This is a genomic window from Pseudorhodobacter sp., assembly GCF_034675685.1.
In the GTDB taxonomy this organism is placed as follows: Bacteria; Pseudomonadota; Alphaproteobacteria; order Rhodobacterales; family Rhodobacteraceae; genus Pseudorhodobacter.
Genome location: NZ_JAUCDA010000003.1, coordinates 136539 through 161045, shown reverse-complemented (window position 1 = coordinate 161045; position 24507 = coordinate 136539). Strand labels below are relative to the sequence as shown.

Sequence of the window (24507 nt, the reverse complement as noted above, 5' to 3'; positions counted from 1 at the left end):
CTGGCCCAAGCGACAATTTGGGCCAGACACAAAGATGCGACCCGCGCAGGGTTGCACCCGACGGCAGGGCGACCTTAGATAAGGACAAATGCATGAAGTGAGGTTTACCCATGACGCTGTTTGATCGCCGCCCCGTATTTGACGCCAATGCGACCGGATCGGGGGGGCTTGGCAAACTTCCCGATTGGGATTTGACCGACCTTTATCCCGCCCCCGATTCCGCCGAATACATGCAAGATATGGCATGGCTGAACAAGGCCTGTGCCGATTTTGCAGCCAGTTATGAGGGCAAGCTGGCAGATCTGGATGCCGCAGCAATGCTGGCCTGTGTGCATGCCTATGAAGCGATTGACGTGACTGCGGGGCGCGTGATGTCTTACGCTGGCCTGCGCTATTACCAAAACACCATGGACAGTGAGCGCGCCAAATTCATGGCCGACGCGCAAGACCAGATCACGGCTTTCACCACGCCATTGGTGTTTTTCAGCCTTGAGTTCAACCGTTTGGATGAGGCCCATCTGACCGGCCTGTTGGCGGCCAATGCCGATCTGGCCCGCTACAGGCCGGTATTTGACCGCATGCGCGCCATGCGCCCGCATCAACTGTCGGATGAGCTGGAAAAGTTTCTGCACGACCAATCCACAGTCGGCGCCGCCGCGTGGAACCGGTTGTTTGATGAAACCATGGCAGGATTGATGTTTGAGGTGGCGGGCGAGGATGAGCCCCTGAACCTTGAAGCGACCCTGAACCTGCTGACCGATACCAAGCGTGAAAAACGCGAGGCGGCGGCGCGGGCCATGGCTTTGGTGTTTGACAAGAACATCAAACTGTTCGCACGGGTTCACAACACGCTGGCCAAGGAAAAAGAGGTCGAAGACCGCTGGCGCAAAATGCCGACCCCGCAGACGGGCCGGCACCTGTCCAACCATGTCGAACCGGAAGTGGTCGAGGCGCTGCGCAATGCGGTTGTGGCGGCTTACCCAAAGCTGTCGCATCGCTATTATGCATTGAAAGCCAAGTGGATGGGGCTAGAAACGCTGCAGGTCTGGGACCGCAACGCCCCCTTGCCGCAGGCAGATCCCCGCATGGTCGATTGGGAAGAAGCCCGCAAAACCGTGACCGAGGCCTATGCCGCGTTTTCCCCCAAGATGGCCGAACTGGCCGAGCCGTTTTTCACCAAGGGCTGGATTGATGCGGGCGTGAAACCGGGCAAGGCCCCCGGCGCATTTGCGCACCCGACAGTGACAACCGTGCACCCCTATGTCATGCTGAACTATCTGGGAAAACCGCGTGATGTCATGACCTTGGCGCATGAGTTGGGGCATGGTGTGCATCAGGTTCTTGCAGCAGGCCAAGGCGAGTTGCTGTCAGCCACCCCCTTGACCCTGGCCGAAACCGCAAGCGTCTTTGGCGAAATGCTGACCTTCCGCAAGCTGCTGGACGGGGCAAAAACCCCAGCCGAACGCAAGACCCTGCTGGCAGGCAAGGTAGAGGATATGATCAACACCGTGGTCCGCCAAATCGCGTTCTATGATTTTGAATGCAAGCTGCATGCCGCCCGGCGCGAGGGCGAGTTGACACCGGACGATATCAACGCGCTGTGGATGAGCGTTCAGGCGCAAAGCCTTGGCCCGGTGTTTGACTATATGGACGGCTATGAAACCTTCTGGGCCTATGTCCCGCATTTCGTGCATTCGCCGTTTTATGTCTATGCCTATGCCTTTGGCGATGGCTTGGTGAACGCGCTGTATGCCGCCTATGCTGATGGTTTGCCGGGGTTCGAGGAAAAGTATTTCGAGATGCTGAAGGCTGGCGGGTCCAAGCATCACAAAGAGCTTCTGGCGCCCTTTGGCCTTGACGCCAGCGACCCGGCTTTCTGGGACAAGGGGCTGAACATGATTTCCGGCTTTATTGACGAGCTGGAAGCGATGGAAGGCTAAGCCATGACGCGCGAGGAGATCAATGGTTTTTGCGCCTCTCTTCGCGCGGCAACCCATGTGGTGCAATGGGGCGGGGCGGATGTCTGGAAAGTTGGCGGCAAAGTCTTTGCGATTGCCGGCTGGGACAGTGATGCAGTCGTGTTCAAGGCCTCGGATATGGCGTTTGAGGTTTTGCGGCATGAAGAGGGCATCCGCCCTGCCCCCTATATGGCATCGCGGGGGTTGAAGTGGCTGCAACATTACGGGCTGCCGAATGGGCGGGCCGGCGGGCTTTCGGATGCGGCGTTGCAAGCCCATATCACCGCATCCTATGACATGGTGTTCGCAGGATTGCCCAAGAAAAAACAGGCCGAGTTACGGGCTTAGGGCAAATCCGGTCCCTGCCACCCGGTCCAGAAAATCATCAACCAGCGTCTCCTTGCCTGCGTTCATGCAATTCATGCCGAAATACCAGTACAAAAACGCGTCATGCGGCCATGGCGTCACGATGGCGCGGTTTAGGCCCGCCTCCATTTCGGCGGGGGTTTTCACCGTCACGGCGCAATGGTGAAAATCGGTCTTACCACAAAGCACAACCGGCACGCCCTGCATCATCGCCTCTATTCCCACCGCAGAATTGATCGTCACGCAGACCGCCGCCTTGGCCAGGATGTCATGGATATTGGCATCGACGATGCGAATCCGGGCATCACGCCCAGCGATACGGTTCAGAAAGCGGCGGGTGGTTGGATCATGGTCGCGGGGATGCGGTTTGACGATGATGGCGCGCGGGTCAGCGCGGGCCATAAGCGATTTGAGCAGTTGGCGCAGGTCAAGGTGGCAGGTTTCCATCACATCCCGGTGGCCTTCGGATTGCAAGAATACCGCGATGCAATCGGCTGGAACCTCAACGCGCTGCATGGGTTGTTCATAGCGCGATTTGCGTGCAATCACCCAGCGTTTGCGCAGGCGATTGGTGAACGCGATGGCCTGCTCCTTGTCGATACTGCTGGGATCAAAGGGTTTTTCCGCGATAGAGGACAGCGCGCGGATGCCCCACGGGTCAAGGTTCCAAAACGGATAGACATAGGCAATGCCGGTATTCAGCACCCTCGGGTGCCGTGCCGCCCCATGATCGACGATGTGGAAATTGGTGCTCGCAGCAACCTCGGCCAGCAGGGTTTCACGGTTATGCAGCGCAAGGCCAACGGTGTGGCCCCGCGCCGCCAGACCTTCGGTCAATTTGACGTAATAGGGTTTCATCTCGGCCCGGTCCCGCAACACGGAACCGGGAAGATGGAAGGTAAAGCCGCTCACGCCAAGGATATCACTTCAGCGGCGGCGAACACTTTGTCAATCATCGCCGCCGTGCCATGGGTGAATTCCAGCGGGCAGGCATAGGGCGTGCCGTTGCGGATGCTGTCACCGAAGTTTTGCACTTGCAGCACATATTGGTTCACGCCGGGCCAGCGTTCGGTGGTAACCGACATGCCCTGCCGCAGCTCCAACTGGGCCTCGGCAAAGACATTGGCGTTGAAAGGTGCCGTAAGCCGGATCAGCCCCTTGTCGCCGTGAAAGGTCATTTCCTGACGGTTGTGCAGCCGCATCGAGGTGATGGCGGAATAGGTAAACCGCCCCCCCGCAAACCCTTTTCCCGGCCCCGCCATGATGCCTGTTGCCTGCGCCCAAACGTCCACGCCGTTTTCTTGCCGGATGCGGGCCTGAAATGCCTCGGGCTCGGCCCCGGTGACAAAGCGGGCCGAGCCGTAAGTATAAACGCCAATGTCATAAATTCCGCCCCCCCCGGTTTCCGGCTTGTTGCGGATATTGCCGGGGTCGGTGCGGTTGTCATAGGTGAAAACGCCGTCCACATGGCTCAGCGTGCCAATCGCCCCCGATTGTACAAGGGCACGGGCGCGCTGCCATTGTGGGTGATGCACGATCATATAGGCTTCGGCAGCCAGCAAACCGCTGGCATCGCGGGCCGTGATGATCTGCGAAATCTCATCCGCCTTCAGGCAGATCGGCTTTTCCGTCAGCACATGTTTACCTGCCGCCAGCGCCTTCAGCGTCCATTCCACATGCAGGTGATTGGGCAGCGGAATATAAACAGCCTCAATCGAGGCATCCGCCAACAGCGCGTCATAGCTGGCATGAACCGCAAGGCCGGGCGCAAAGGCCTTGAACCCATCGGCCTTGGCCGGGTCCGAGGTCGCAAGCGCTGCCAGTTCTGCGCCACGCGCCGCATGAATGGCCGGGGCCATGTGGTCCCGCGCGAATTTGGCGGCCCCAAGGATGCCCCAGCGGATTGGTTTGGTCATATCACGTCCCCTTTTGCCTTTGTGCCGGATCAGGTCGCCCGTGCGGCAAGGCCAGCTTAGGCCGCCCCGCACGGCAAGGAAAGTCTGTATCCGCGCGGGGGCCATCTGTTGGGGCGGCGCGGTTACGCCGGGATTACCATGCCTTTTTCAAAGGCCAATTCACGCATCTTGGCTTGCAGCTTTTCGAAGGCCCGCACCTCGATCTGGCGAATACGCTCGCGCGAGACGCTATAGGTTTCGGACAGTTCCTCCAGCGTGATAGGCACATCTTGCAGGCGGCGTTGGATAAGGATGTCTTTTTCACGCTCGTTCAGCACGGCCATTGCCTGCACCATCATCTCACGCCGCGTATCCAGCTCATCTTTTTCGGCATAATCGCCGGCCTGATCGCTGTCTTCATCTTCCAGCCAATCTTGCCACTGGGTTGATCCTTCGCCATCCGACCCCACGGTCACGTTAAGCGAGGCATCGCCCCCCGAAAGCCGCCGGTTCATCGAGATGACCTCGGCCTCGGTCACGTTCAGATCGGTGGCAATCTGGGTCACATTCTCGGGGCGCAGATCGCCTTCTTCCAGCGCCCCCAGCTTTGCCTTGGCTTTGCGCAGGTTGAAAAACAGCTTTTTCTGCCCCGAGGTGGTGCCCATTTTCACCAAGGACCACGACCGCAGGATATATTCCTGGATCGACGCCCTGATCCACCACATTGCATAGGTCGCAAGGCGAAAGCCCTTTTCGGGGTCAAAGCGTTTGACCGCTTGCATCAGGCCCACATTCGCCTCGGATATCACCTCGGCCTGCGGCAATCCGTAACCGCGATAGCCCATGGCGATCTTGGCGGCCAGACGCAGATGCGAGGTTACCATTTTATGCGCGGCAGTGCTGTCCTGGTGGTCAACCCAGCGCTTGGCAAGCATGTATTCTTCTTCCGGTTCCAGCAGCGGAAATTTGCGAATTTCCTGCATGTAACGGTTCAGGCCCTGTTCCGGGCTTGGGGCTGGCAGATTTGCATAGGTACTCATCATCATCCTCCGTTCACTGTCGGTCCCATTTTCGGTCATTCCCGTGCCGGGGATCGGCAATCTATCAGTTTACTGTCCTGCCGCAAGGGCAGGCATTTCTGATATTCTATACGCTAAATGATTGCCGTTCCGTTCCAGTTCCAGATTTATGTCGGTCTTATCACGAATATGTCAGACCGTGTGACCCAATGCGACCAGCAATTCCGCGATGTCATCCGGCAAAGGCGCCGAAAATTCCAGCATCTCACCTGTGACCGGATGCGCAAAGCCCAAGGTCGCTGCATGCAGGGCCTGGCGGGGAAATGCGGCCACCGCAGCCACGGCGGCCGCCCCGATCGCTTTTTCAGACAGCTTGCGCTTGCCGCCATAGGTCGGGTCGCCGATCAGCCCATGGCCGGCATGCGCCATATGGACGCGAATCTGATGGGTGCGCCCGGTTTCCAGCCAACATTCAATCAAGGCGGCCACCGGGGGTGTCCCAAAACTTTCCAGGGTACGGGCGCGGGTTACGGCATGGCGGCCCACCCCTTCAAAGAATACGGCTTGCCGTTGGCGGTCGGTCTTGTGCCGTGCAAGGTTGGTGGCGATGCGCAAGATATTGCCGGGCTCAAAGCTGACACCATTGACCCCGCGCAGGCGTGGGTCGGCGGCATCCGGGGCAGCGTTGACCACCGCAAGGTAACGGCGCTGCACGGTATGCGCCTCAAACTGGGCGGCAAGCCCGTGATGCGCGCGGTCTGATTTGGCGACGACCAGCAGGCCAGAAGTTTCCTTGTCAATCCGGTGCACGATACCGGGCCGCTTTTCGCCGCCTACACCCGACAGATTGCCGCCAAAGTGATGCAGCAGCGCGTTGACAAGCGTGCCCGTCCAAGACCCCGGCGCGGGGTGCACCACCATGCCCGCAGGTTTGTTGACGACGATCAGATCGTCATCTTCCCACAGGATATCCAGCGCAATATCTTCGGCCAGCGTGTCCACATCGGCAGCGGGTTCCAGCGTCAGGGCATAGGTCTGCCCTTCGACGACCTTGGCCTTTGGGTCGGTCACGGCCACGCCATCCAGCAAAACCAGCCCTTCCGCAATCATCTTCATCAGCCGCGAGCGCGACAGCGACGCTGTCTCTGGCACTTCACGGGCAAGCGCCTTATCAAGGCGGTCAGGCGGGGCCTCCCCGATTGTGACTAGCAAGACAGGTAAGGACGTATTCGCCATGGATCAGGCTCCGGCACCGGATGGGCTTCCGCCCAGCCTCAGGTTTCTAAAAGGGTTGGTGATCGTGCTGACGCTCACCATGATTATCGGCGTCATAACGGTGGTTGCGGTGATTGTCACCCGCATGCCGCAAAGCTTTGGCGAACAGCCCAGTCCGGCGGCTGCCGATTTACCGGCCAGTTTCGATCTACCCGCCAGCCTTGCCTTGCCTGACGGTGCCGTGGCCCAGGCCGTGACCTTTGGCAAAGGCTGGATCGCCGTCGTCACCAATGATAACCGCATCCTGATCTTTTCCGCTACGGGTGAATTGCGACAGGAAGTTTCTTTACTTAAGGATTAGTTGCAGGCTTAGCTGTGGCAGCGATCGGTTGTCTGGCACGAGGGTTCGGTCAGAGCGCCATGACACGACCCAAGGATCACGCCAGTGCCAATGTTGAAAAACGGCCCAACCGTAATAGAGGAAATCAAGCGACAGCGTGACCTGTTGTGGGGCGAGCGCTGGGGGCGTTTACCGTTGACCGTGCTGGCGCTGGCGCTGACCATGCTTTACCTGCCAGTCTGGTTTTCCCTGCTGTGCCTTGCCCTTGACATCGGGGCAGAGCTGCTGGCGATGCATTACATGCGCGCGCTCGACCCAAAGCGCCATCCAAAGCGCTATGGTTTTGTGATGGTCTGCATGTTCTTGATGGAGTTTTCCTATTCCCTCCCGGCCCTGCTGATCTGGCAAGGCGATGAAAATTACGCCAAGTCCTTTGCTGTGGGCATGATCATGACCACGCTGATGCAGATTATTTCAGCCCGCACAATCCATATGCCTTTTGGCTATATTGGCTTTGCCGCTGTGGCGCTGCCTGCGTTGGCGGGCAATGCCTTTTATTGGATCAACAATGACAACGTGCCGGGCCTGATCTTTTCAACGATCGCAGCGGTTGGCGCGCTGGCCTATACGCTGATCGCGATGAAATCGAACAACCGGCTGCACCGCGCAGCCGCCCTTGATCGCAAGGCGGCTCAGGCCAGCAACCGGGCCAAAAGCCGCTTTCTGGCCCAGATGAGCCATGAGTTGCGCACGCCCCTGAATGCCATTCTGGGCATGGGCCATGCCGAACAACGCCGCAACAAGGATGCGTTAAGCCAAAATCGTCTTTCGGTTCTGATCATCGCGGCCGAGGGGCTTTCCACCATCCTTGATGATATTCTGGATATGTCCGCGATAGAGGAGGGCCGCCTGCCGATCCGCCCGCAAAAGGTCATCCCCAGCGAACAGATCAGCGCCACGCTGGCCCTGTTTCATCCGGGCGTTTCCGAGGCGGGCCTGCGCTTGACCCATGACATCAGCCCACAACTGGGCACAGCCTGGATGCTGGACCCGCAACGCCTGCGGCAATGCATGTCGAACCTGTTGTCGAACGCGGTAAAGAATACCAAGCATGGCGGTATCCACGTTACCGCACGCCTGATTGCCCAGCAACAGCGCCCCCCGATGCTAAGCGTAGAGATTGCCGATACCGGGCCGGGCATTCCCAACCACCTGCACCGCCTGATGTTCGAGCCGCTCTCACAGGCGCGCAGGCCTGCGGATGGGGCCGAAAGCAACGGGCTTGGCCTGTCGATCTGCCGGTCAATGGCGCGGCAGATGGGCGGTGACCTGATCATCCGCCCCAACAAACCCGGCCAAAGCGGTGCGCGCTTTGTTCTGACGCTGCAACTGAACCCCGCCAAAGACCCCAAACCTGTCGAGCAAGACCAAGACCAGCCCCCGAAAGGCGGGCCACAGCATGTGCAAGGCACGACGGGCCTGCGGGTATTGGTCATCGACGACATCGCAACCAACCGGCTGGTTGCATCGACCTATCTTCGAATGTTGGGGGCGACGATGATCGAGGCCGAAAGCGGGGCGCAGGCCCTGACCATTCTGGCCAGCACGCAGCCCGATCTGGTGCTGCTCGATATGAATATGCCCGAAATGGACGGTCTGGAAACGCTGGCGAAAATCCGCGCTTTGCCGGGCGGGGCGGGCAAACTGCCAGTTATCGCGATGACCGCCGATGCCTTGGCCGAACACCGCGCACATTATATGGCAAACGGGTTGGATGGCTATTTGGCCAAGCCCATAAACCCGGCCCGCATAGAAGCCGAAATCAACGCCGTGCTGGGCAAATCCGGCCGCGCCCCTACGGATTAGGGCAACCCATTCGCACAGGTTACGCCATGCCCGACACAGCGTTTTCACGGCCCCAGATCACGGGGGGCCAGATCACGGGGGTGGGGCTGGCCGCACGCTAACGCTACGACGCCGATAAAGCGTTGATGGCGCTTTGCACCAGTTTGGGGCGCATCGCCCCCCGAGGTTCGGGGCGGATAACACCGGCCATTCGGTCAAGGCCCTTGCCAACAGCAAAACCCCCGGCATAGGCTAAGGCACTCACCCAAAGGAGCAAAGCATGCCTGAAACCCCGATCGCCGTCGAAGCCCGCAATGCGGTAAAGACCTTTGGGCAAGGTGCGGTTGCGGTCAAGGCGTTGGATAATGTGTCGGTGAAAATCCGACAGGGTGAGTTCTTCACCCTGCTGGGGCCGTCGGGCTGTGGCAAGACGACGCTGCTGCGGCTGATTGCCGGGTTTGAAACACCGACCTCGGGGCAGATTTTGCTGGGCGGGGCCGATATAACCCATCTGCCGCCAAACAAGCGCCCGGTGAATACGGTGTTTCAAAGCTATGCGCTGTTTCCGCATCTGAGCGTGGCACAAAACATCGCCTTCGGGCTGGAAATGCAGGACCGCCCGCGCGCCGAGATAAAAGAAACCGTGGCGCGGATGCTGGCCCTTGTGCAGTTGGAACCAATGGCCGACCGCAAGACCAGCCAGCTTTCGGGCGGCCAGCAACAGCGCGTCGCCCTCGCCCGTGCGCTGGCCCCCGCGCCCAAGGTGCTGCTGCTGGATGAACCGCTGTCGGCGCTGGACCTGAAGCTGCGCAAGGAAATGCAGATCGAATTGAAACGCTTGCAGGTGGAAACCGGGATCACCTTTGTCTTCGTCACCCATGATCAGGAAGAGGCGCTGACGATGAGCGACCGGATTGCCGTGATGAGCGCGGGGCACATCCAACAGGTCGGCCCCCCGCGTGAAATCTACACCCGCCCCGCCAACCGCTTTGTCGCCAGCTTTATTGGCGAAACGAATTTCCTGAGCGCGCAAAGCGATGGTGCCCGCGTGGTGCTTGGCAATGGGGCGGCGTTTTCGGTGGCCGCGCCCAAAGGCCCGGTCGGCCTTGCCATTCGGCCCGAACAGGTGCGGGTGGTGGCGGCAACCGAGGCGGGGGCAATGCCTGCAACCGTTGACTCGACCGTGTATTTTGGCACCGACACGCATTTGCACCTGACACTGTCCGATGGCACGATCATCGTTGCCCGCCAGCAAAGCCCGGCGTCGGGCGGCGTCGATGCGCAAAAGGGTGCGCAGGTTGGCGTGGTGCTGGCGCAGGACGCGCTGCAAGTGTTGGGGGATTAGGCCATGTCTTCAGACGCTGAAACCAAGGCTGAGGCGGCGCGCACCCGTTCTGCCTGGTTGCTGTCAACGCCGGCGCTGATTGTGCTGGTGTTTGCCGCCTCGGGGCCGCTGCTGATCGTGCTGACCTATTCGTTTCTGACGCCGGGCCAATATGGCAATGTGATCTGGGATTTCGATCTGAACGGCTGGATCGGCATCCTGTTCACCAAGGATATTTTTGATGGCACCTGGGGGCTTGCAGATGCGCATCTGTCGATCTTCTGGCGGTCAATCAAGCTGTCGTTGATGACCACCGCAATCACCTTTGCTGTCGGTTTCCCAACCGCCTGGTTCATCGCCACGCGCCCGCCCACGCAACGCGCGCTGTGGCTGTTTCTGATCACGATTCCGTTCTGGACCAACCTGTTGATCCGCACGGTCGCGATCAATGAGGTCATCCGCAATGAAGGCTTGCTGAACACCTTTCTGATCTGGTTGGGCGTGATAGCCGAGCCGATCCGCATCATTTACACCGATACGGCGGTGCTGATCGGGATGGCCTATGTCTATCTGCCGCTGATGGTGCTGCCGCTTTATGCCGCGATTGACCGTTTTGACATGCGGCTGCTGGAGGCGGGCTATGACCTTTATGCCAGCCGGTTGCGGGTGCTGCGCCGGGTAATCCTGCCGATTGTGAAACCGGGGATTGTGGCGGGGTCTATTCTGGTGTTCGTGCCGTCGCTGGGCGCTTATGTAACGCCGCGCGTGCTGGGCGGCGGCAAGAATATGATGATCGGCAATTTCATCGAATTGCAATTCGGACAGGGGCGCAACTGGCCACTTGGGGCAGCGTTGTCGATGACCTTGCTGGTCGTGGTCATGGTGGCGCTGCTGGTCTATGTGCGCGCCGCGAATAAAGGAGGCACCCCGCATGGCTGAGCGCAGCTTTGAGGTCGCCCGCCTGCCGGGCTTCAAATTCATCGCGATCACTGCTTTTGTGCTGCTGTATCTGCCGATCATCACGCTGGTGGTTTACAGTTTCAACGGCGGCGCGTCGGTTGCGGTGTGGGAAGGATTCTCGCTGGATTGGTACGCCAAGGCCTGGGCCAATGAGGCGGTGAAAGGGGCGACGATCCGCTCGCTGATCATCGCCGCCAGCGCCTCGGCGATTGCAACCACGGTGGCGACGATGGCAGCGCTTGGCACCACACGGCGCAAGGCGTTCAAGGGGCAGACCTTTATCTATGTAATGATCAACCAACCGTTAATGGTGCCCGAGATCGTGACGGCGGTGGCGCTGCTGATCTTCTTTGCCTCGATCAAGGTGGCAACCGGCTATAACGGCTTGATTTACCTGGTAATCGCCCATGCCGCATTCTGTATTCCCTTCGCCTATCTGCCGATCCGGGCGCGGCTGGAGGGCATGGACCTGACATTGGAAACCGCCGCTGCCGACCTTTACGCCAGCCATTGGCGCAGCTTTCGGCGTGTCACCCTGCCCTTGATGCTGCCGGGGATCATTGCAGGCGCAATGCTGGCCTTTGTGATCAGCCTTGATGATGTGGTGATCACCGAATTTGTAAAATCCGGCGGACAAGATACACTGCCGACTTACATGCTGGGCCAGATGCGCCGGGCTGTAACCCCCGAAGTGAATGCCATATCGACGGTATTACTGGCGCTGACGGTGGTATTGCTGACCGCGTTTTTCCTTTTGACGCGCAAGAACGACTGAAAACAAAAAACCAACTCTGGGAGACGACTGATGAAAAAATTCCTGACCGCGACCGCCTTGCTGCTGGCCAGCACCTCGCTTGCCGCTGCCGAAGGCGAATTGCAATTGTATAACTGGGGCAACTACACCTCGCCCGAGCTGCTGAAAAAGTTTGAGGCTGAGACCGGCATCACCGTGACCGTGACCGATTATGACAGCAACACCGCCGCACTGGCCAAGGTAGAGGCGGGTGGATCTGGCTTTGACCTTGTGGTTCCCTCGGCCAACTACATGCAGATCTGGGTCGAGAAAGGCCTGATTGTCGCGCTGGACGACAGCAAGCTGGCCAACAAGGGCAATATCGCGCCGCAATGGGTGAATGTGCCTTGGGATGAGGGGCGCAAGTTTTCGGTTCCGTGGCAGTGGGGCTCGGTTGGGGTGGCGGTGAATACATCCGTGTACAAGGGTGACATCAACACCTCGGACGTGTTTTTGCGGGTCCCGGATGAGCTGAAGGGCAAGATCAACGTCGTGCCGGAAATGACCGATGTATTGAACATGGCGATTTTCAATGTCGGCGGCGAGGCCTGCACCGAAGATACCGAAGTTCTGAAAAAGGTGCGTGATCTGGTGATCGAGGCCAAGAAAGACTGGCTGTCGATGGATTACGGCGCAACCGAAAAGCTGTCGAACAACGACTGGGCGGCGAGTGTGAACTGGAACGGATCAAGTATGCGCGCGCGTATCGCGAACCCGGATGTGGCATTTGGCTACCCCCGCGAAGGCTACCCGTTGTTCATGGATTCGGTTGCATTGCTGGCGGACGCCAAGAATGTCGAGAATGCCTATAAGTTCATTGACTTCATCATGCTGCCGGAAAATGCGGCGATGATTTCGGCCTTTGCGCGCTATGCCAACGGGATTGCGGGATCGGAAGAGTTCATGCCCGATGACATGAAAACCGCGCCTGAGGTTGTTGCACCCGAAGAGCATGCCAAAGCGGGGCGGTTCTTGCCGACCTGCGGGCAGAAATCGCAGGAATATCTGACCGCGATCTGGACCGAATTGCAGAAATAAGGCAGCCCGGATCGGCGGCCCCCCCCGACGATCCGCGCGCCCGCCGCAAACCCCATTGGCTGCAATGGGGTTTGCCCCCAAGGTATTTTTTCCAGAATGAAGGAGCGGCAGATGGACGTGACTTCGCTTTCGGCGCTAGAATTGCGCGGCCGGATTGCGCAAGGTGATGTTTCCTGCGCTGAGGTGATGGCAAGTTTTTTGGCGCGGATTGCTGCGGTGAACGGGCAGGTGAATGCGATTGTCAGCCTGCGCGATACCGATAGCGTGATGGCCGAGGCGCGGGCGGCCGATAAGGCATCAAAGCGTGGGCCGTTGCACGGATTGCCCTTTGCCGTAAAGGACCTGGTGGCGACCAAGGGGCTGCGGACCACCTACGGATCGCCGGTGTTTGCCGATCATGTGCCGGCGCAGGATGATCTTTTGGCCGCCAGATTGCGGGCCGCAGGGGCGATATTCATTGGCAAGACCAATACGCCGGAATGGGGGCAAGGCTCTCATAGTTTCAACCCGGTGCATGGGGTCACGCGCAACCCCTATGATCTGGCGCGCAGTGCGGGCGGGTCTTCGGGGGGCGCGGCGGCGGCGCTGGCGGCGCATATGGTGCCGCTTGCCGATGGATCGGACATGATGGGTTCCTTGCGCAATCCGGCGGCCTTTTGCAACGTCTACGGCTTTCGCCCGACCTGGGGCCTGGTGCCGGGCGATGCCGATGGCGACAGCTTTCTGGCGACGCTTGCGACCGAGGGGCCGATGGCCCGCAACATCGCAGATCTGGCGCTGTTGCTGGATGTACAGGCGGGCGAAAACCCTTTGGTGCCATTCGGCCGATCAGAGCGGTTCACCACACCTGTCGCAGCAGATATGCGAGGCAAGCGGATTGGCTGGCTGGGTGATTGGGGCGGGGCCTATGCGATGGAGCCGGGGATATTGGCGCAATCAGAAACGGCGCTGCGCGTCTTTGAAGGCTTGGGCGCCGAGATTGTGCCAATTCCGCCGCCCTTTCCCGCCGAAAATCTGTGGCAGGCCTGGATCACCTTGCGCGCCATGCTGAGCGCCGGCGGCAAGCGGGCGCTGTATGAGGACCCGGCGCAGCGAGCGCAGACCAAACCCGAAACGATCTGGGAGATAGAGCAGGGTTTGGCCCTGACCGCTGCAGCGGTTTATGATGCCTCCGTGTGCCGCTCACGCTGGTTTGCGGTGGCCGCAGGGCTGTTTGACCAGTTTGACGCGCTTGTCTTGCCCTCGGCGCAGGTTTGGCCGTTTCCGGTGGGGTGGCGCTGGCCGCAGATGATCGACGGGCACAAGATGGATACCTACCACCGCTGGATGGAGGTCGTGGTTCCTGCCAGCCTGATCGGCCTGCCGGCCTTGGCCTTACCTGCGGGGTTTGGCGAGACCGGCTTGCCGATGGGCGTGCAACTGATCGGGCGAAGTGGGGCCGATCGCCACATTCTGGCGATGGGACAAGCCTATCACCAAGCCAGCGATTGGCCGGGCAAACACCCACCGCCACTGTAAGGCGGTCGGGGCCGGTTTCATTTCCCTTGGGCGCAGAATGTGGCGGCCAGCAAAAAACCAGCCGGGTCAGCCCAAGAAATCACATGCCGATCAGGCCACTGGGGCGAACGGGCGCCAAGCAAAGCGCCGCCCGCCCGCCCACCGGGACAGATAGGCCCCCCCTCAGATCTGTTTTTCAGGCATCTGCACGCGCAGACCATCCAACGCATCGGTGACCTTTAGCTGACAGGTCAGGCGCGACCGTACCGGGTCCGGCTCATAAGCGAAATCAAGCATGTCTTCTTCCATACCGTCCTTGGCAGGCAGCTTGTCGACCCAGGCCGCATCCACATAGACATGGCAGGTTGAACACGCACAGGCCCCACCGCAATCAGCCTCGATCCCCGGAATGCCATTGTCGCGCGCGCCTTCCATCACGGTCAGCCCGGTTTTCACGTCAACCACATGCTCTTTACCGCCAAATTCCACATAGGTGATCTTCGCCATGCTCATCCCTTATCTTTTCCAGTTGGCCAATTAGACCCTAGCGCTGATTTAGGGCAAATTGCGCCGGTTTGCCAGCCTGTCCCACGCCGGTTTCAAGGTATTTCAAGGCTATTTTTCCAAGCTGGGCGCATTTATCGGCCGCGCCGTGGCTGGCCCTTGCCTGCGCTGCCAATGCGCAACGCCTTGTTCAAACTGCGCAAGCTGCGGCTTTCCTTCGCTGTGAATGCCGCTATGGTTGCCGCATCCAACGAAAAATGCCGAGCATCCCTTTATGTACCATTCCGCCTTGCCGCTGATATTGGCCCTTGCCCTGTCGGGATGCCAGCCCGCTGTCCCCGCAGCCCCCGCCATCACCAGTTTGAAAAAAGAGCTGGTGACCAAGACCGGCAACACCCCCCCCTCCAAGGGCAAGGGAATTTGCTGGGCAGAGGATGTGACCCCGGCAATCATCGAGACCGTAACAGAACAAGTGCTGCTGCGCCCTGAAATACGCGGGCCAGATGGCGCGATACTGCGCGCCGCCGTGTTTCAATCAGAAGCGGCGCAGCGCATCGTGCAAGACCGCCGCGCCGTCTGGTTCCGTGCCCCCTGCCCCGAAGATCTGACGCTTGATTATGTTGCCACGTTGCAGCGTGCGCTGAAAGCACGGGGGTATTACCGTGGTGACCTGACCGGCCAGCTTGATCCGCAGACCCGCCGCGCCATCCGTCAGTTTCAAGACCCTTTGGGATTGGATAGCGAGCGCCTTTCCCTGGCCGCCGCGCAACGCCTTGGCGTCTCGGCCACCGAGTTCAAACGATAAGCCCCGCCCCACAGGCGCAAAACCCTGCGGCGTTTGCCGGATAATATCCGGTGAAACGGCCACGCCCCTATCGCTTTCGGCTAAGGCAAGGCCCGTTCACCCAGGCATGAAAAAGGGGCGGCAGGTTTCCCCGCCGCCCCGGCCTTGCACATTGCAAAGACTTACCTGTCAATTCCCAGCGCCACAAAGCGCGGGTCACCGGCCCGGCGGATCAGCAACAACAGCGATTTGCGGCCTGCGTTCCGGGCCTCTTCGACGCGGTCCTCCAGATCCTTGATCCGAACAACCCTTTGCTGCCCCGCCTCGGTAATCACATCACCAACGCGCAGACCCTTGGCATAGGCTTCGGAAACCTCATCCACTTCCAGTACCGCCAGGCCTTCAGCCCCCGCCGACAGGCCAAGCGCTGTGGCCTCTTCTGGGGTCAAAGGTTTCACGGTCATGCCAAGAATGGCGGATTTTTCCGGTTCGGGCGCGGGGGCCCCAACTGCAGGCACCGACTCGCCCTCGGCGGTTTCGCGGCGCCCCAAGGTGACCGACAGCGTTTCCGTCTTGCCATCGCGCAGCACGATGACCCGCACCGCCTGGCCCACCGGGGCATCCGCCACGCGGCGCACCAATTCGCGGGTATCAGCCACGGATGCCCCACCGAATGAGGTGATCACATCGCCCGACATCATCCCTGCATCCTTGGCCGGACCATCAGGGACATCGGTGATCAGCGCGCCTTTGGCATCAGCAAGACCCATCGCCTCGGCCACATCCGGCGTCACATCCTGAATGCGCACGCCAAGCCAGCCGCGACGGGTTTCGCCAAACTCTTTAAGCTGGCCCACAACCTTGGCGACAACATTCGACGCCATGGAAAAGCCGATCCCGATCGAGCCGCCAGTGGGTGACAGGATCGCGGTATTCACCCCCACAACCTGACCATCCATATTGAACAGCGGCCCACCCGAATTGCCCCGGTTGATCGCCGCATCGGTTTGCAGATAGTCATCATAGGTCCCAGAAAGCGCGCGGCCACGGGCCGAGATGATGCCCGCAGAGACCGAAAACCCTTGCCCCAACGGGTTGCCCATCGCAATAACCCAATCGCCAACGCGCATCAGGTCAGAATTGCCAAAGGGCACGAAGGCCAGCGGCACATCGCTTTCCACCTTCAGCAGGGCGATATCGGTTTTCGGATCGGTGCCGATCAGTTTCGCTTCCAGACGTTTGCCGGAAAAAAACTCGATCTCGATTTCATCAGCTTTGTCGATCACATGGTTATTGGTAACGATATAGCCATCTTCGGAAATCACAAAGCCCGACCCCAACGCCTCGGACCGGCGCGGTTTGCCGCCGCCATTGCCGTTACGATCCAGAAAATCCTTGAAGAAATCCTCAAACGGCGACCCTGGCGGCACTTGTGGCGAATCTTCGGCGCTGGCAGCAACGGTGGTTGATGTCGTGATATTCACAACCGCCGGGCTGATTGACGCTGACAGATCGGCAAAGCTGTCGGGGGCGCCCCGCGCTTCGACATACATGGCCTGCCCCAATACAAGGGCAGCGCTGAGGATAAGCGCGGTCAGCCCGCGCATCATTCCGGTTTGGCGGCGATCGGCGCCGAACCGGGTGGCAGTCTTGCTTTTCGAATGCACTCGAAACTCCTTTTCTTGCGTCTCGCGGCCCTGAGTCCCGACAGGTTTACGGGCGGGATGGCTTTGCAGTGGTAGTTTGAACCTAGGCGGGTTTGCGCGCAATACAAACCCCCTCGCGCACGCTCAACAGGATGTGAACGGCTTTGTCACCTTGGCAGCGACAGCGCATAGCGAAAAGCGCGGCTTTTGACCGGGGTCTGGTAAACCATTTCCCCGGTCAAAAGCCACGCTATCGGTCACCCCGTCTTTTTCAAGGCGAGGTTCGGCAGGGTTAGGCAGGTTGGTCAGTTTGCGGCGTCTGGCGCCTGGTCGCTGCGCAAATATTCAAAGAACTGGCTGTCCGGCTGCATCACAATCGACGAATTCGACCCCTTCAACGCCCGCTCATAGCTGGTCAGCGACCGGGTAAAGGCAAAGAATTCAGGGTCACGGCCAAACGCCTCGGCGTAGATCGCGTTCCGCTGCCCGTCCGCCTCACCGCGGATCACCTCGGATTGCTTGCGCGCCTCGGATGTCAGCTCGACCACGGTCCGGTCAGCACTGGCGCGAACCCGCTGCGCGGCCTCGTTACCGCGTGCTATCTCGTCGGCGGCTTCACGTTCCCGCTCGGCGCGCATCCGTGAATAGGTGGACGCCAGGTTTTGCTCGGGCAAATCGGTGCGCGTCAAACGCACGTCAACCACATCCACCCCCAACGAGGCCGCCTGACGCCGGGCCTGATCGCGGATCAGGTTCATCAGGCTGGTCCGATCCTCGGACAGCACGCGCTGCGATGGCACCGCGCCCAACACCTCTTTGATCGCCGCGTTCAGAATAGGCTCTATCCGCGCCTGTGCCGTGCGCACGCCGCCAGTGCCGGTAGCCTGACGAAACTTGACCAGATCGGTGATCCGCCAGCGGGCAAAGGCATCAACCACCAAACGCCGATCATCGGCCGGGGTTACTTCGGACGGCTGGGTGAACAGGCCCAAAATCCGGCCATCATATTTCACCACGTTTTGCAGCAACGGCACTTTGAAGCCAAGGCCGGGCGTCTCGCGCACGGTTTTCACCTCACCAAATTGCAAGACCAGCGCCTTTTCACGCTCATCCACAATATAGACCGACGACAAAAGGCCTGCGACGGCAATTGCCAGAACTGGCAGAATGAATGCTGTCTTTTTCATCAGTTGCTTTCTCCTGTGGCCGATCGCGGTGTGGGTGTCAGGTTGTTCAGCGGCAGATATGGCACAACGCCCTGCCCACCCCCTGCGTCACCAGAAACCCCGTCAAGAATCACCTTGTTCATCCCGCCAAGCACCCCTTCCATGGTTTCCAGATACATCCGGCGCCGCGTTACCTCTGGCGCTTTGACATATTCGGCGTAAACCGACAGGAACCGGCTTGCCTCACCCTGCGCGTCATTCACAACGCGGGCGCGGTAGCCTTCGGCCTCTTCGGTCAACTGGGCCGATTGCCCCCGTGCCGCCGCTGTTACGCGGTTGGCATAGGCGTCGGCCTCTTTCTCCAGACGGTCGCGCTCTTGCTGCGCGGCCTGCACTTCACGGAAACTGTCGATCACTTCGCGCGGCGGGTCGGCCTTGTCAAAGTTCACGCGCACCACATTGATGCCAGCCCTGTATTCGTCCAACGTGCGTTGCACAGCCGCCTTCAGATCGGAGGCAATCACACCCCGATCCCGGTTCAGAACCGGCGACAGTTCAGACCGTGCAATAATGTCACGCATCGCGGATTCAGCGACCGCGCGCAGCGTGTCTGCAGGTTCCGCAAGGTTGAACAGATATTGCGCCGGGTCCGATACGTTCCAAACGATCTGGAATTCGATATCCACGATATTCTGGTCACGGGTCAGCATCAACCCGCTGTCCATCACCCCACCGCGGCCCGTGCCGATATCGGTTTGGCGTTCCCCCGTAACCTGCACAATCTCGGCCGTAACAAATGGCCAGGGCGCAAAGTTCAGGCCGGGATTGCCGACCGTAGAGAAACTGCCCAGAAACAGCTCGACCGAGCGTTCCTCGGGTTTGACCGTGTAAAACGACGCAAAGGCCCAAAGCCCAAGTGCGATAACGCCGCCCAGTGCAAGCCCCTGCTTTGAAAACGCCGGGCCCATGCCGCCGCCGCCGCCCGCCCCGCCGCCATTGCGCCGGTTGCCGGTGCCACCACGGCCGCCCATCAACACGCGCAACTGTTCCTGCCCCTTTTTCATGATCTCTTCGATTTCAGGAATTTGTGGCCCGTCCTTGCCCGGACGCCGCCCACCACCTGGACGACCGTTTTCCTCGTTGCCATCATCGCCCCGATTGCCGCCGCCACTGCCGCCGCCCCAAGGGCCTCCGCTTCCCGCCATGTGAATACCCTATCTACTTCAGTTCTGTTCTAACTGGTGGTTTTCACCAGAATTTCAAGTTTAGCCGGTACGAACCGGGCTGCGCATCGTCACCAATTCTTCCGCCATCGTCGGATGCACCGCGATTGTTGCGTCGAATTGTTCTTTTGTGGCCCCCATCGTGACCGCAATTCCCACAAGCTGGATCATCTCGGCCGCACCGGGGGCGACAATGTGACAGCCCAAAATCTTGCGGCTGGCCTGCGATACGATCAGCTTCATCAACACCCGGTCCGGACGGCCGGCAAAGGCGGTCTGCATCGGGCGAAAGGCGGTGGCGTAAACCTCGATCGGCTCTTGCGCGCGCGCGTCTTCCTCGGTCAGGCCAATCGTGCCCATTTCCGGCTGGGTAAAGACGGCACTGGCAAACAGGCCATGATCAACTTTCCGGCGCTGACCGCCAAAAATGGTATCGGCAAAGGCATGGCCTTCACGAATGGCCACCGGAGTCAGGTTGATGCGATCCGTGACATCGCCCACCGCAAAGATCGACGGCACGGCGGTCTGGCTGTAATCATCAACCACAATCTGCCCGTTGCGGCCCAGTTCCACGCCCAGCGCTTCCAGCCCCAGACCTTGCGTATTGGGCCTGCGCCCCGTGGCAAAAAGCACCGCATCAAACACCCGCTCAGAGCCGTTGGTCGCCACGGCACGAATACCGTCAGACACCGGTTCAAGCCGCATCACATCGTTACCACAATGGATATCGACACCGCTGTCTCGCATGGCTTCGGCCACATGGCCCCGCGCCTCGTCATCAAAGCCGCGCAAAATTTGCGCACCCCGGTAGTATTGCGCAACCTCACAGCCCAAGCCGTTCAGAATACACGCAAACTCTGAGGCAATATAGCCACCGCCCACCACCAGAACCCGTTGCGGAAGCCTGTCAAGATTGAAGATCTCGTTTGAGGTAATGGCAAGATCATGCCCCGGAATATCGGGCACGAAGGGCGCACCGCCCGTTGCCACCAAAATATGCCTGGCGCTGACCGTCTGGCCATCGGCCAGCTTGACCCGATGCGGATCAACCAGCACCGCGCGGCTGTCAAATACCGTCACGCCCGCCCCCGAAAGGCCGCCCCGATAGGCTTTTTCCAGCCGCGTCAATTCGGTATCCAGCTTGGCGCGAAACGCCGTCCAGTCAAAGCTGCCGATTTGCGCATCCCAGCCATAGGCGCGCGCCTCTGCCACCATATCCGGATATTCGCTGGCAAAAACCATCAGCTTTTTGGGCACACAGCCCCGGATCACGCAGGTGCCGCCCATCCGGTATTCTTCGGCCAGCGCCACCTTTGCGCCATGCGTACCCGCCGCAATCCGCGCCGCACGCACCCCACCCGAGCCGCCACCAATGACGAATAAATCGTAATCAAAGCTCATGTCTCTCGGCTCCATGTTGCAACCAAAGCATTGGGTTTCGGTGCCGCTGCTCTGGCCCATGATGTAAACCCGCGATTGCGGTGCCGCGTCTCGCAGATCAAACCTCAGTCCCCCAGATCGGCAAAGATATTGTCGGCCGGCACGAACTCAACCCGGTCATCTTCCACCTGCCCCGAGTTGATATCGCGCAAGATGACGCGGCCATCGCCGTGGCCGATAATCACGATGTCACAGATATCAATGAAAAGGCCGTTTTCCACCACGCCGGGGATCTGGTTCAAAACCATCGCCAACTGGCGCGGGTTGCCAATGCGTTTCAGGTGCAGATCGACGATATAATTTGCCTCATCCGTCACCAAAGGCGCGTCGTGATTCATGCGCAAGGTACATTCACGGCTCATCACATCCATGCCCACCAGCATTTCCTCGATCAGCGCCTTGGTGGTCTGCCAGCCAAAGGGAATCACCTCAACCGGCAGCGGAAAGGCCCCCAGTTGTTTCACTTCCTTTGCCGCATCGGTAATCACGATCATCTGATCGCTGGCCGTTGCGACGATTTTTTCTTGCAACAAGGCTGCCCCGCCGCCTTTGATCAGGTTCAACTCGGGGTCAAACTCATCCGCGCCATCAATCGTCAGGTCAAGCCAGCGTGCCTCATCCAGACTGGTGATCGGAATACCCAGACTGCGCGCCAGTTCGGCGGTGCGGCTGGAGGTGGGAACACCCGTCACCCGCAGCCCTTCCTCACGGATACGTTCAGCCAGACAGCGCACCATCCACGCCGCAGTCGAGCCAGTGCCAAGCCCCAGCTTCATACCATTTTCGACAAATTCAACGGCCCGCTTGGCCGCTACGAATTTGGCCTTGTCGATCGGGGAAAGCTCTGCCGCCATGATGTATCTCCGCTATCAGTTACCCCCTGCTTATAGGCGAGGCAGCCGCGCGGTGCGAGGGGGCAATTGGACCCAAAGCCATACCTTTGGCGATTACGGGGTGGATTTTGCGGCGGCAAACCCGCTGAATGCCGCGATCCCATTAGATATGTCGCTTTTTTGACATTGCTTTTTGCGCGGCCAAGCTAGGCCTGCATGAAGAAGCGGGGTATGAACGCCGCCTCATGATTTGCCTGCTTTACGGCAGCGCCTACCGGAAAGAGCCGCAATGTTTCTGTCTGTCCTTGATATGTTCAAAGTGGGCATCGGCCCGTCGTCTTCGCATACGATGGGGCCGATGGTGGCCGCAGCGCAGTTCTTGCAAACCCTAAGGGGCAGCCCGTTTCACGCCCACGGCCTGCGCGCCACCTTGCATGGCAGCCTTGCCTTTACCGGGGTTGGCCACGCGACCGACCGCGCCACCATCCTCGGGCTGGCCGGGTTTGAGCCGCAAACCTATGACGCCGCCCGCGCGGATGCGGTGCTGGCCGAGATAAATGCACGCAAGATCATCGACGCGCCCGGCCTTGGCCCGCTTGCCTTCGACCCCAAGACCGACCTGATTTTTGACTACGGCCCCAATCTGCCCGGCCATGCCAACGGTATGGTGATCCGCGCCACGGATGCGCAGGGCGATGTGATCCTGTCCGAAACCTATTATTCCATCGGCGGCGGCTTTGTGCTGACCGAGGCCGAACATGCGGCGGCGGGCAAGCTAAAGGCTGATGCCCGCTCGGACGTGCCGTTCCCGTTTCAAAACGGGGTCGAGATGCTGGCGATGGCCAAAACCTCGGGGCTGACCATCGCCCAGATGAAGCGCCGCAATGAGCTGCGCTTTCGCACGGCAGAGGCGCTGGACAGCGGCATCGCGCGGGTGTGGGAAGTGATGAACGATTGCATCAATCGCGGGATGGAGGGCACGGGCATCCTGCCCGGCGGGCTGAAGGTGCGCAGGCGGGCCAGAGGTATCCATGAACAACTGCTGGCCGAACGCGGGCTGAACATGACCGCGCCGCATACGATCAATGACTGGATGTCGCTATATGCGATGGCCGTGAATGAGGAAAACGCGGCGGGTGGGCAAGTGGTGACCGCACCAACCAATGGGGCGGCGGGCGTGGTGCCTGCGGTGATCCGCTATTACCTAGACCATGTGCCGGGGGCCTCGGCCAGCAAGGTTGCCGATTTTCTGCTGACCGCCGCCGCGATCGGCGGGCTTTGCAAACATAACGCCAGTATTTCCGGCGCCGAACTGGGCTGTCAGGCCGAAGTCGGCTCGGCTGCCGCCATGGCTGCCGCCGGTTTGGCGGCAGTCTTGGGCGGCTCACCCGAGCATATTGAGAACGCCGCCGAAATTGCGTTGGAACACCACCTTGGCATGACCTGCGATCCGGTGAAGGGCCTGGTTCAGGTGCCTTGCATTGAACGCAACGGGCTGGGCGCGATCAAGGCCGTGGCAGCCGCCAGCCTTGCGCTGCGCGGTGACGGGGTGCATCTGGTCAGCCTTGATGCCTGTATTGAAACCATGCGCCAGACCGGGCAGGATATGCATGAAAAATACAAGGAAACATCGCTCGGGGGGCTGGCCGTCAACGTGCCGAATTGCTGAAAACCGGCCTAGCCCAGCCCAGCGCGCTGCAAATACCCCGTTTTGGATACCGCTGCATAAAGCGCGAACTCCTTGGCGTTTGCGGCGTGATAACGGGCCAGCACCGCCTCGCTCAGCGCGTAATCAATCCCGTCGCTCAGGGGCGACATGTTGCGCATCGGCAAAGTCAGCACATCGCCGGTGCGCGCCGATAAGAACGCCTCCAGCAGATCAAGCCGGTCATAAGCGAACACATGATCCACCCGCGCCGCGCGTCCGGTCCAGCCAACAAACCGGTCTTGTCGCCCCAGATTGGCCATCTGGCTGCCAGTGCCCGCCAGATAGGCCTGCATAAAAGCGTCAAAGCTGGTGCCGCGCGTGCTGACCGGCAAATCCGCGACCCGTGGCCGCATCCGATAACGATACCAGCTTTGCATCCGTTCCAATGGCGCACGCACAACCGCCACGGTTTCCAGCGCATCACCAAAGGCCTGCGCCAACGGGGCGGCATATTTTTGCACAAAACCACGATGCCCGACATGCCGCGCCGCCTCATTCGGCAGGGGCAGCGCGTGGGGCGGCACGGTGTAAGGCAACAGCATCGCGCGCAACGCCAAAGAGCCGGTCTTGGGCGTTTCCAACACCGCCAACCTTTGCACCCCAAGTATCAGCACCCGCCCCCCTTTTCATCGCCAAAACCGCACACAGCGCCCAAAAGCCGGGCCTGGGCGTTTTCGACACAGCCAACCTTTGCACACCCCGAGTCTCGGCGCCGCCGCTAAGCAAAGCGCAATGGCCCCGGTTCCGCAAGCCCTCTGCCCGGCCCCAAGGCATGCGCTGCACCAGCCCCCCACGGCATTTCGATACAATGCCTATTTGCATAGCGCAGCCCGACGTCAAAAGATTTCAACGCATTGGATGATTGGCCCGGTTTCAAGCCATTGTCATACTGCCCCAAATGCCGCTTTTGGGCCTTTTGATGGCCGTATCAGGCAGGCCGCCTTGGCAACCGG

22 protein-coding genes are annotated in these 24507 nt (G+C 60.1%); 11 read left to right on the top strand and 11 right to left on the bottom strand.

Annotated features, from left to right (window positions below):
• Window positions 1-110 precede the first annotated feature (110 nt).
• Together VDP61_RS03840 and VDP61_RS03835 are read left to right on the top strand one after the other, a co-directional pair.
• Window positions 111-1940, top strand: a complete 1830-nt coding sequence (locus tag VDP61_RS03840) for a M3 family oligoendopeptidase (protein WP_323005623.1) — start codon at window positions 111-113, stop codon at window positions 1938-1940.
• A gap of 3 nt (window positions 1941-1943) precedes the next feature.
• A complete protein-coding gene (locus VDP61_RS03835) occupies window positions 1944-2306 on the top strand; it encodes an MmcQ/YjbR family DNA-binding protein (RefSeq protein ID WP_323005622.1) in 363 nt (120 codons plus the stop codon).
• Here VDP61_RS03835 and VDP61_RS03830 read toward each other — a convergent pair.
• From VDP61_RS03830 to VDP61_RS03815, 4 genes are all read right to left on the bottom strand, one after another.
• The gene (locus VDP61_RS03830) at window positions 2295-3236 is read right to left on the bottom strand and encodes a hypothetical protein (protein ID WP_323005621.1); all 942 of its coding nucleotides are present in this window, start codon (window positions 3234-3236) and stop codon (window positions 2295-2297) included. The genes VDP61_RS03835 and VDP61_RS03830 overlap by 12 nt on opposite strands.
• The gene (locus VDP61_RS03825; RefSeq protein ID WP_323005620.1) at window positions 3233-4240 is read right to left on the bottom strand and encodes a Gfo/Idh/MocA family oxidoreductase; all 1008 of its coding nucleotides are present in this window, start codon (window positions 4238-4240) and stop codon (window positions 3233-3235) included. Before VDP61_RS03825 ends, VDP61_RS03830 begins: the two co-directional genes overlap by 4 nt.
• Before the next feature lie 122 nt (window positions 4241-4362).
• Window positions 4363-5259 carry an RNA polymerase sigma factor RpoH gene (rpoH, locus tag VDP61_RS03820; RefSeq protein ID WP_323005619.1) on the bottom strand — a complete coding sequence of 299 codons (897 nt, stop codon included), beginning with the start codon at window positions 5257-5259 and terminating at the stop codon, window positions 4363-4365.
• A gap of 171 nt (window positions 5260-5430) precedes the next feature.
• Window positions 5431-6474, bottom strand: a complete 1044-nt coding sequence (locus VDP61_RS03815; RefSeq protein WP_323005618.1) for an RluA family pseudouridine synthase — start codon at window positions 6472-6474, stop codon at window positions 5431-5433.
• Between VDP61_RS03815 and VDP61_RS03810 the strand changes: the two genes are divergently transcribed.
• From VDP61_RS03810 to VDP61_RS03780, 7 genes are all read left to right on the top strand, one after another.
• The gene (locus VDP61_RS03810; RefSeq protein WP_323005617.1) at window positions 6473-6814 is read left to right on the top strand and encodes a DUF6476 family protein; all 342 of its coding nucleotides are present in this window, start codon (window positions 6473-6475) and stop codon (window positions 6812-6814) included. The genes VDP61_RS03815 and VDP61_RS03810 overlap by 2 nt on opposite strands.
• Before the next feature lie 90 nt (window positions 6815-6904).
• On the top strand, window positions 6905-8659 hold the full coding sequence (locus tag VDP61_RS03805) for a response regulator (protein WP_323005675.1): 1755 nt from the start codon (window positions 6905-6907) through the stop codon (window positions 8657-8659).
• Window positions 8660-8918: 259 nt separating this feature from the next.
• Window positions 8919-9983, top strand: coding sequence for an ABC transporter ATP-binding protein (locus VDP61_RS03800; protein ID WP_323005616.1), 1065 nt, complete (start codon window positions 8919-8921; stop codon window positions 9981-9983).
• 3 nt (window positions 9984-9986) lie between these two features.
• Window positions 9987-10901 (top strand): ABC transporter permease, encoded by a 915-nt coding sequence (locus VDP61_RS03795; RefSeq protein WP_323005615.1) that lies wholly within the window; start codon window positions 9987-9989, stop codon window positions 10899-10901.
• Window positions 10894-11697, top strand: a complete 804-nt coding sequence (locus tag VDP61_RS03790) for an ABC transporter permease (RefSeq protein ID WP_323005614.1) — start codon at window positions 10894-10896, stop codon at window positions 11695-11697. The genes VDP61_RS03795 and VDP61_RS03790 overlap by 8 nt, the downstream gene beginning before the upstream one ends.
• Before the next feature lie 30 nt (window positions 11698-11727).
• On the top strand, window positions 11728-12753 hold the full coding sequence (locus VDP61_RS03785; protein WP_323005613.1) for an extracellular solute-binding protein: 1026 nt from the start codon (window positions 11728-11730) through the stop codon (window positions 12751-12753).
• 111 nt (window positions 12754-12864) lie between these two features.
• Window positions 12865-14271: an amidase gene (locus tag VDP61_RS03780; protein ID WP_323005612.1), complete on the top strand. Its 1407-nt coding sequence runs from the start codon at window positions 12865-12867 to the stop codon at window positions 14269-14271.
• A 162-nt stretch (window positions 14272-14433) separates the two neighbouring features.
• Here VDP61_RS03780 and VDP61_RS03775 read toward each other — a convergent pair whose 3' ends face one another.
• Complete coding sequence (locus tag VDP61_RS03775) at window positions 14434-14757, bottom strand: 2Fe-2S iron-sulfur cluster-binding protein (protein WP_323005611.1); 324 nt, start codon at window positions 14755-14757, stop codon at window positions 14434-14436.
• A 271-nt stretch (window positions 14758-15028) separates the two neighbouring features.
• On the opposite strand from VDP61_RS03775, the gene VDP61_RS03770 reads away from it, so the two are divergent.
• The gene (locus VDP61_RS03770; RefSeq protein WP_323005610.1) at window positions 15029-15559 is read left to right on the top strand and encodes a peptidoglycan-binding domain-containing protein; all 531 of its coding nucleotides are present in this window, start codon (window positions 15029-15031) and stop codon (window positions 15557-15559) included.
• A gap of 161 nt (window positions 15560-15720) precedes the next feature.
• On the opposite strand, the gene VDP61_RS03765 is transcribed toward VDP61_RS03770, so the two are convergent.
• From VDP61_RS03765 to rpiA, 5 genes are all read right to left on the bottom strand, one after another.
• On the bottom strand, window positions 15721-17148 hold the full coding sequence (locus VDP61_RS03765; RefSeq protein WP_323005674.1) for a Do family serine endopeptidase: 1428 nt from the start codon (window positions 17146-17148) through the stop codon (window positions 15721-15723).
• A gap of 341 nt (window positions 17149-17489) precedes the next feature.
• The gene (locus VDP61_RS03760; protein ID WP_323005609.1) at window positions 17490-18371 is read right to left on the bottom strand and encodes a protease modulator HflC; all 882 of its coding nucleotides are present in this window, start codon (window positions 18369-18371) and stop codon (window positions 17490-17492) included.
• Entirely contained in the window at window positions 18371-19555 is a 1185-nt protein-coding gene (hflK, locus tag VDP61_RS03755; protein WP_323005608.1) for an FtsH protease activity modulator HflK, read from the bottom strand. The genes VDP61_RS03760 and hflK overlap by 1 nt, the downstream gene beginning before the upstream one ends.
• A 60-nt stretch (window positions 19556-19615) precedes the next feature.
• Entirely contained in the window at window positions 19616-20974 is a 1359-nt protein-coding gene (gor, locus tag VDP61_RS03750) for a glutathione-disulfide reductase (protein WP_323005607.1), read from the bottom strand.
• 104 nt (window positions 20975-21078) lie between these two features.
• Window positions 21079-21867, bottom strand: a complete 789-nt coding sequence (rpiA, locus tag VDP61_RS03745) for a ribose-5-phosphate isomerase RpiA (RefSeq protein WP_323005606.1) — start codon at window positions 21865-21867, stop codon at window positions 21079-21081.
• 268 nt (window positions 21868-22135) lie between these two features.
• Here rpiA and VDP61_RS03740 point away from each other — a divergent pair, with 268 nt between their 5' ends.
• Complete coding sequence (locus VDP61_RS03740; protein ID WP_323005605.1) at window positions 22136-23515, top strand: L-serine ammonia-lyase; 1380 nt, start codon at window positions 22136-22138, stop codon at window positions 23513-23515.
• A gap of 8 nt (window positions 23516-23523) precedes the next feature.
• Here the strand turns inward: VDP61_RS03740 and VDP61_RS03735 are convergent, their stop codons facing one another.
• Window positions 23524-24168, bottom strand: a complete 645-nt coding sequence (locus tag VDP61_RS03735; protein ID WP_323005604.1) for a hypothetical protein — start codon at window positions 24166-24168, stop codon at window positions 23524-23526.
• Window positions 24169-24507 lie beyond the last annotated feature (339 nt).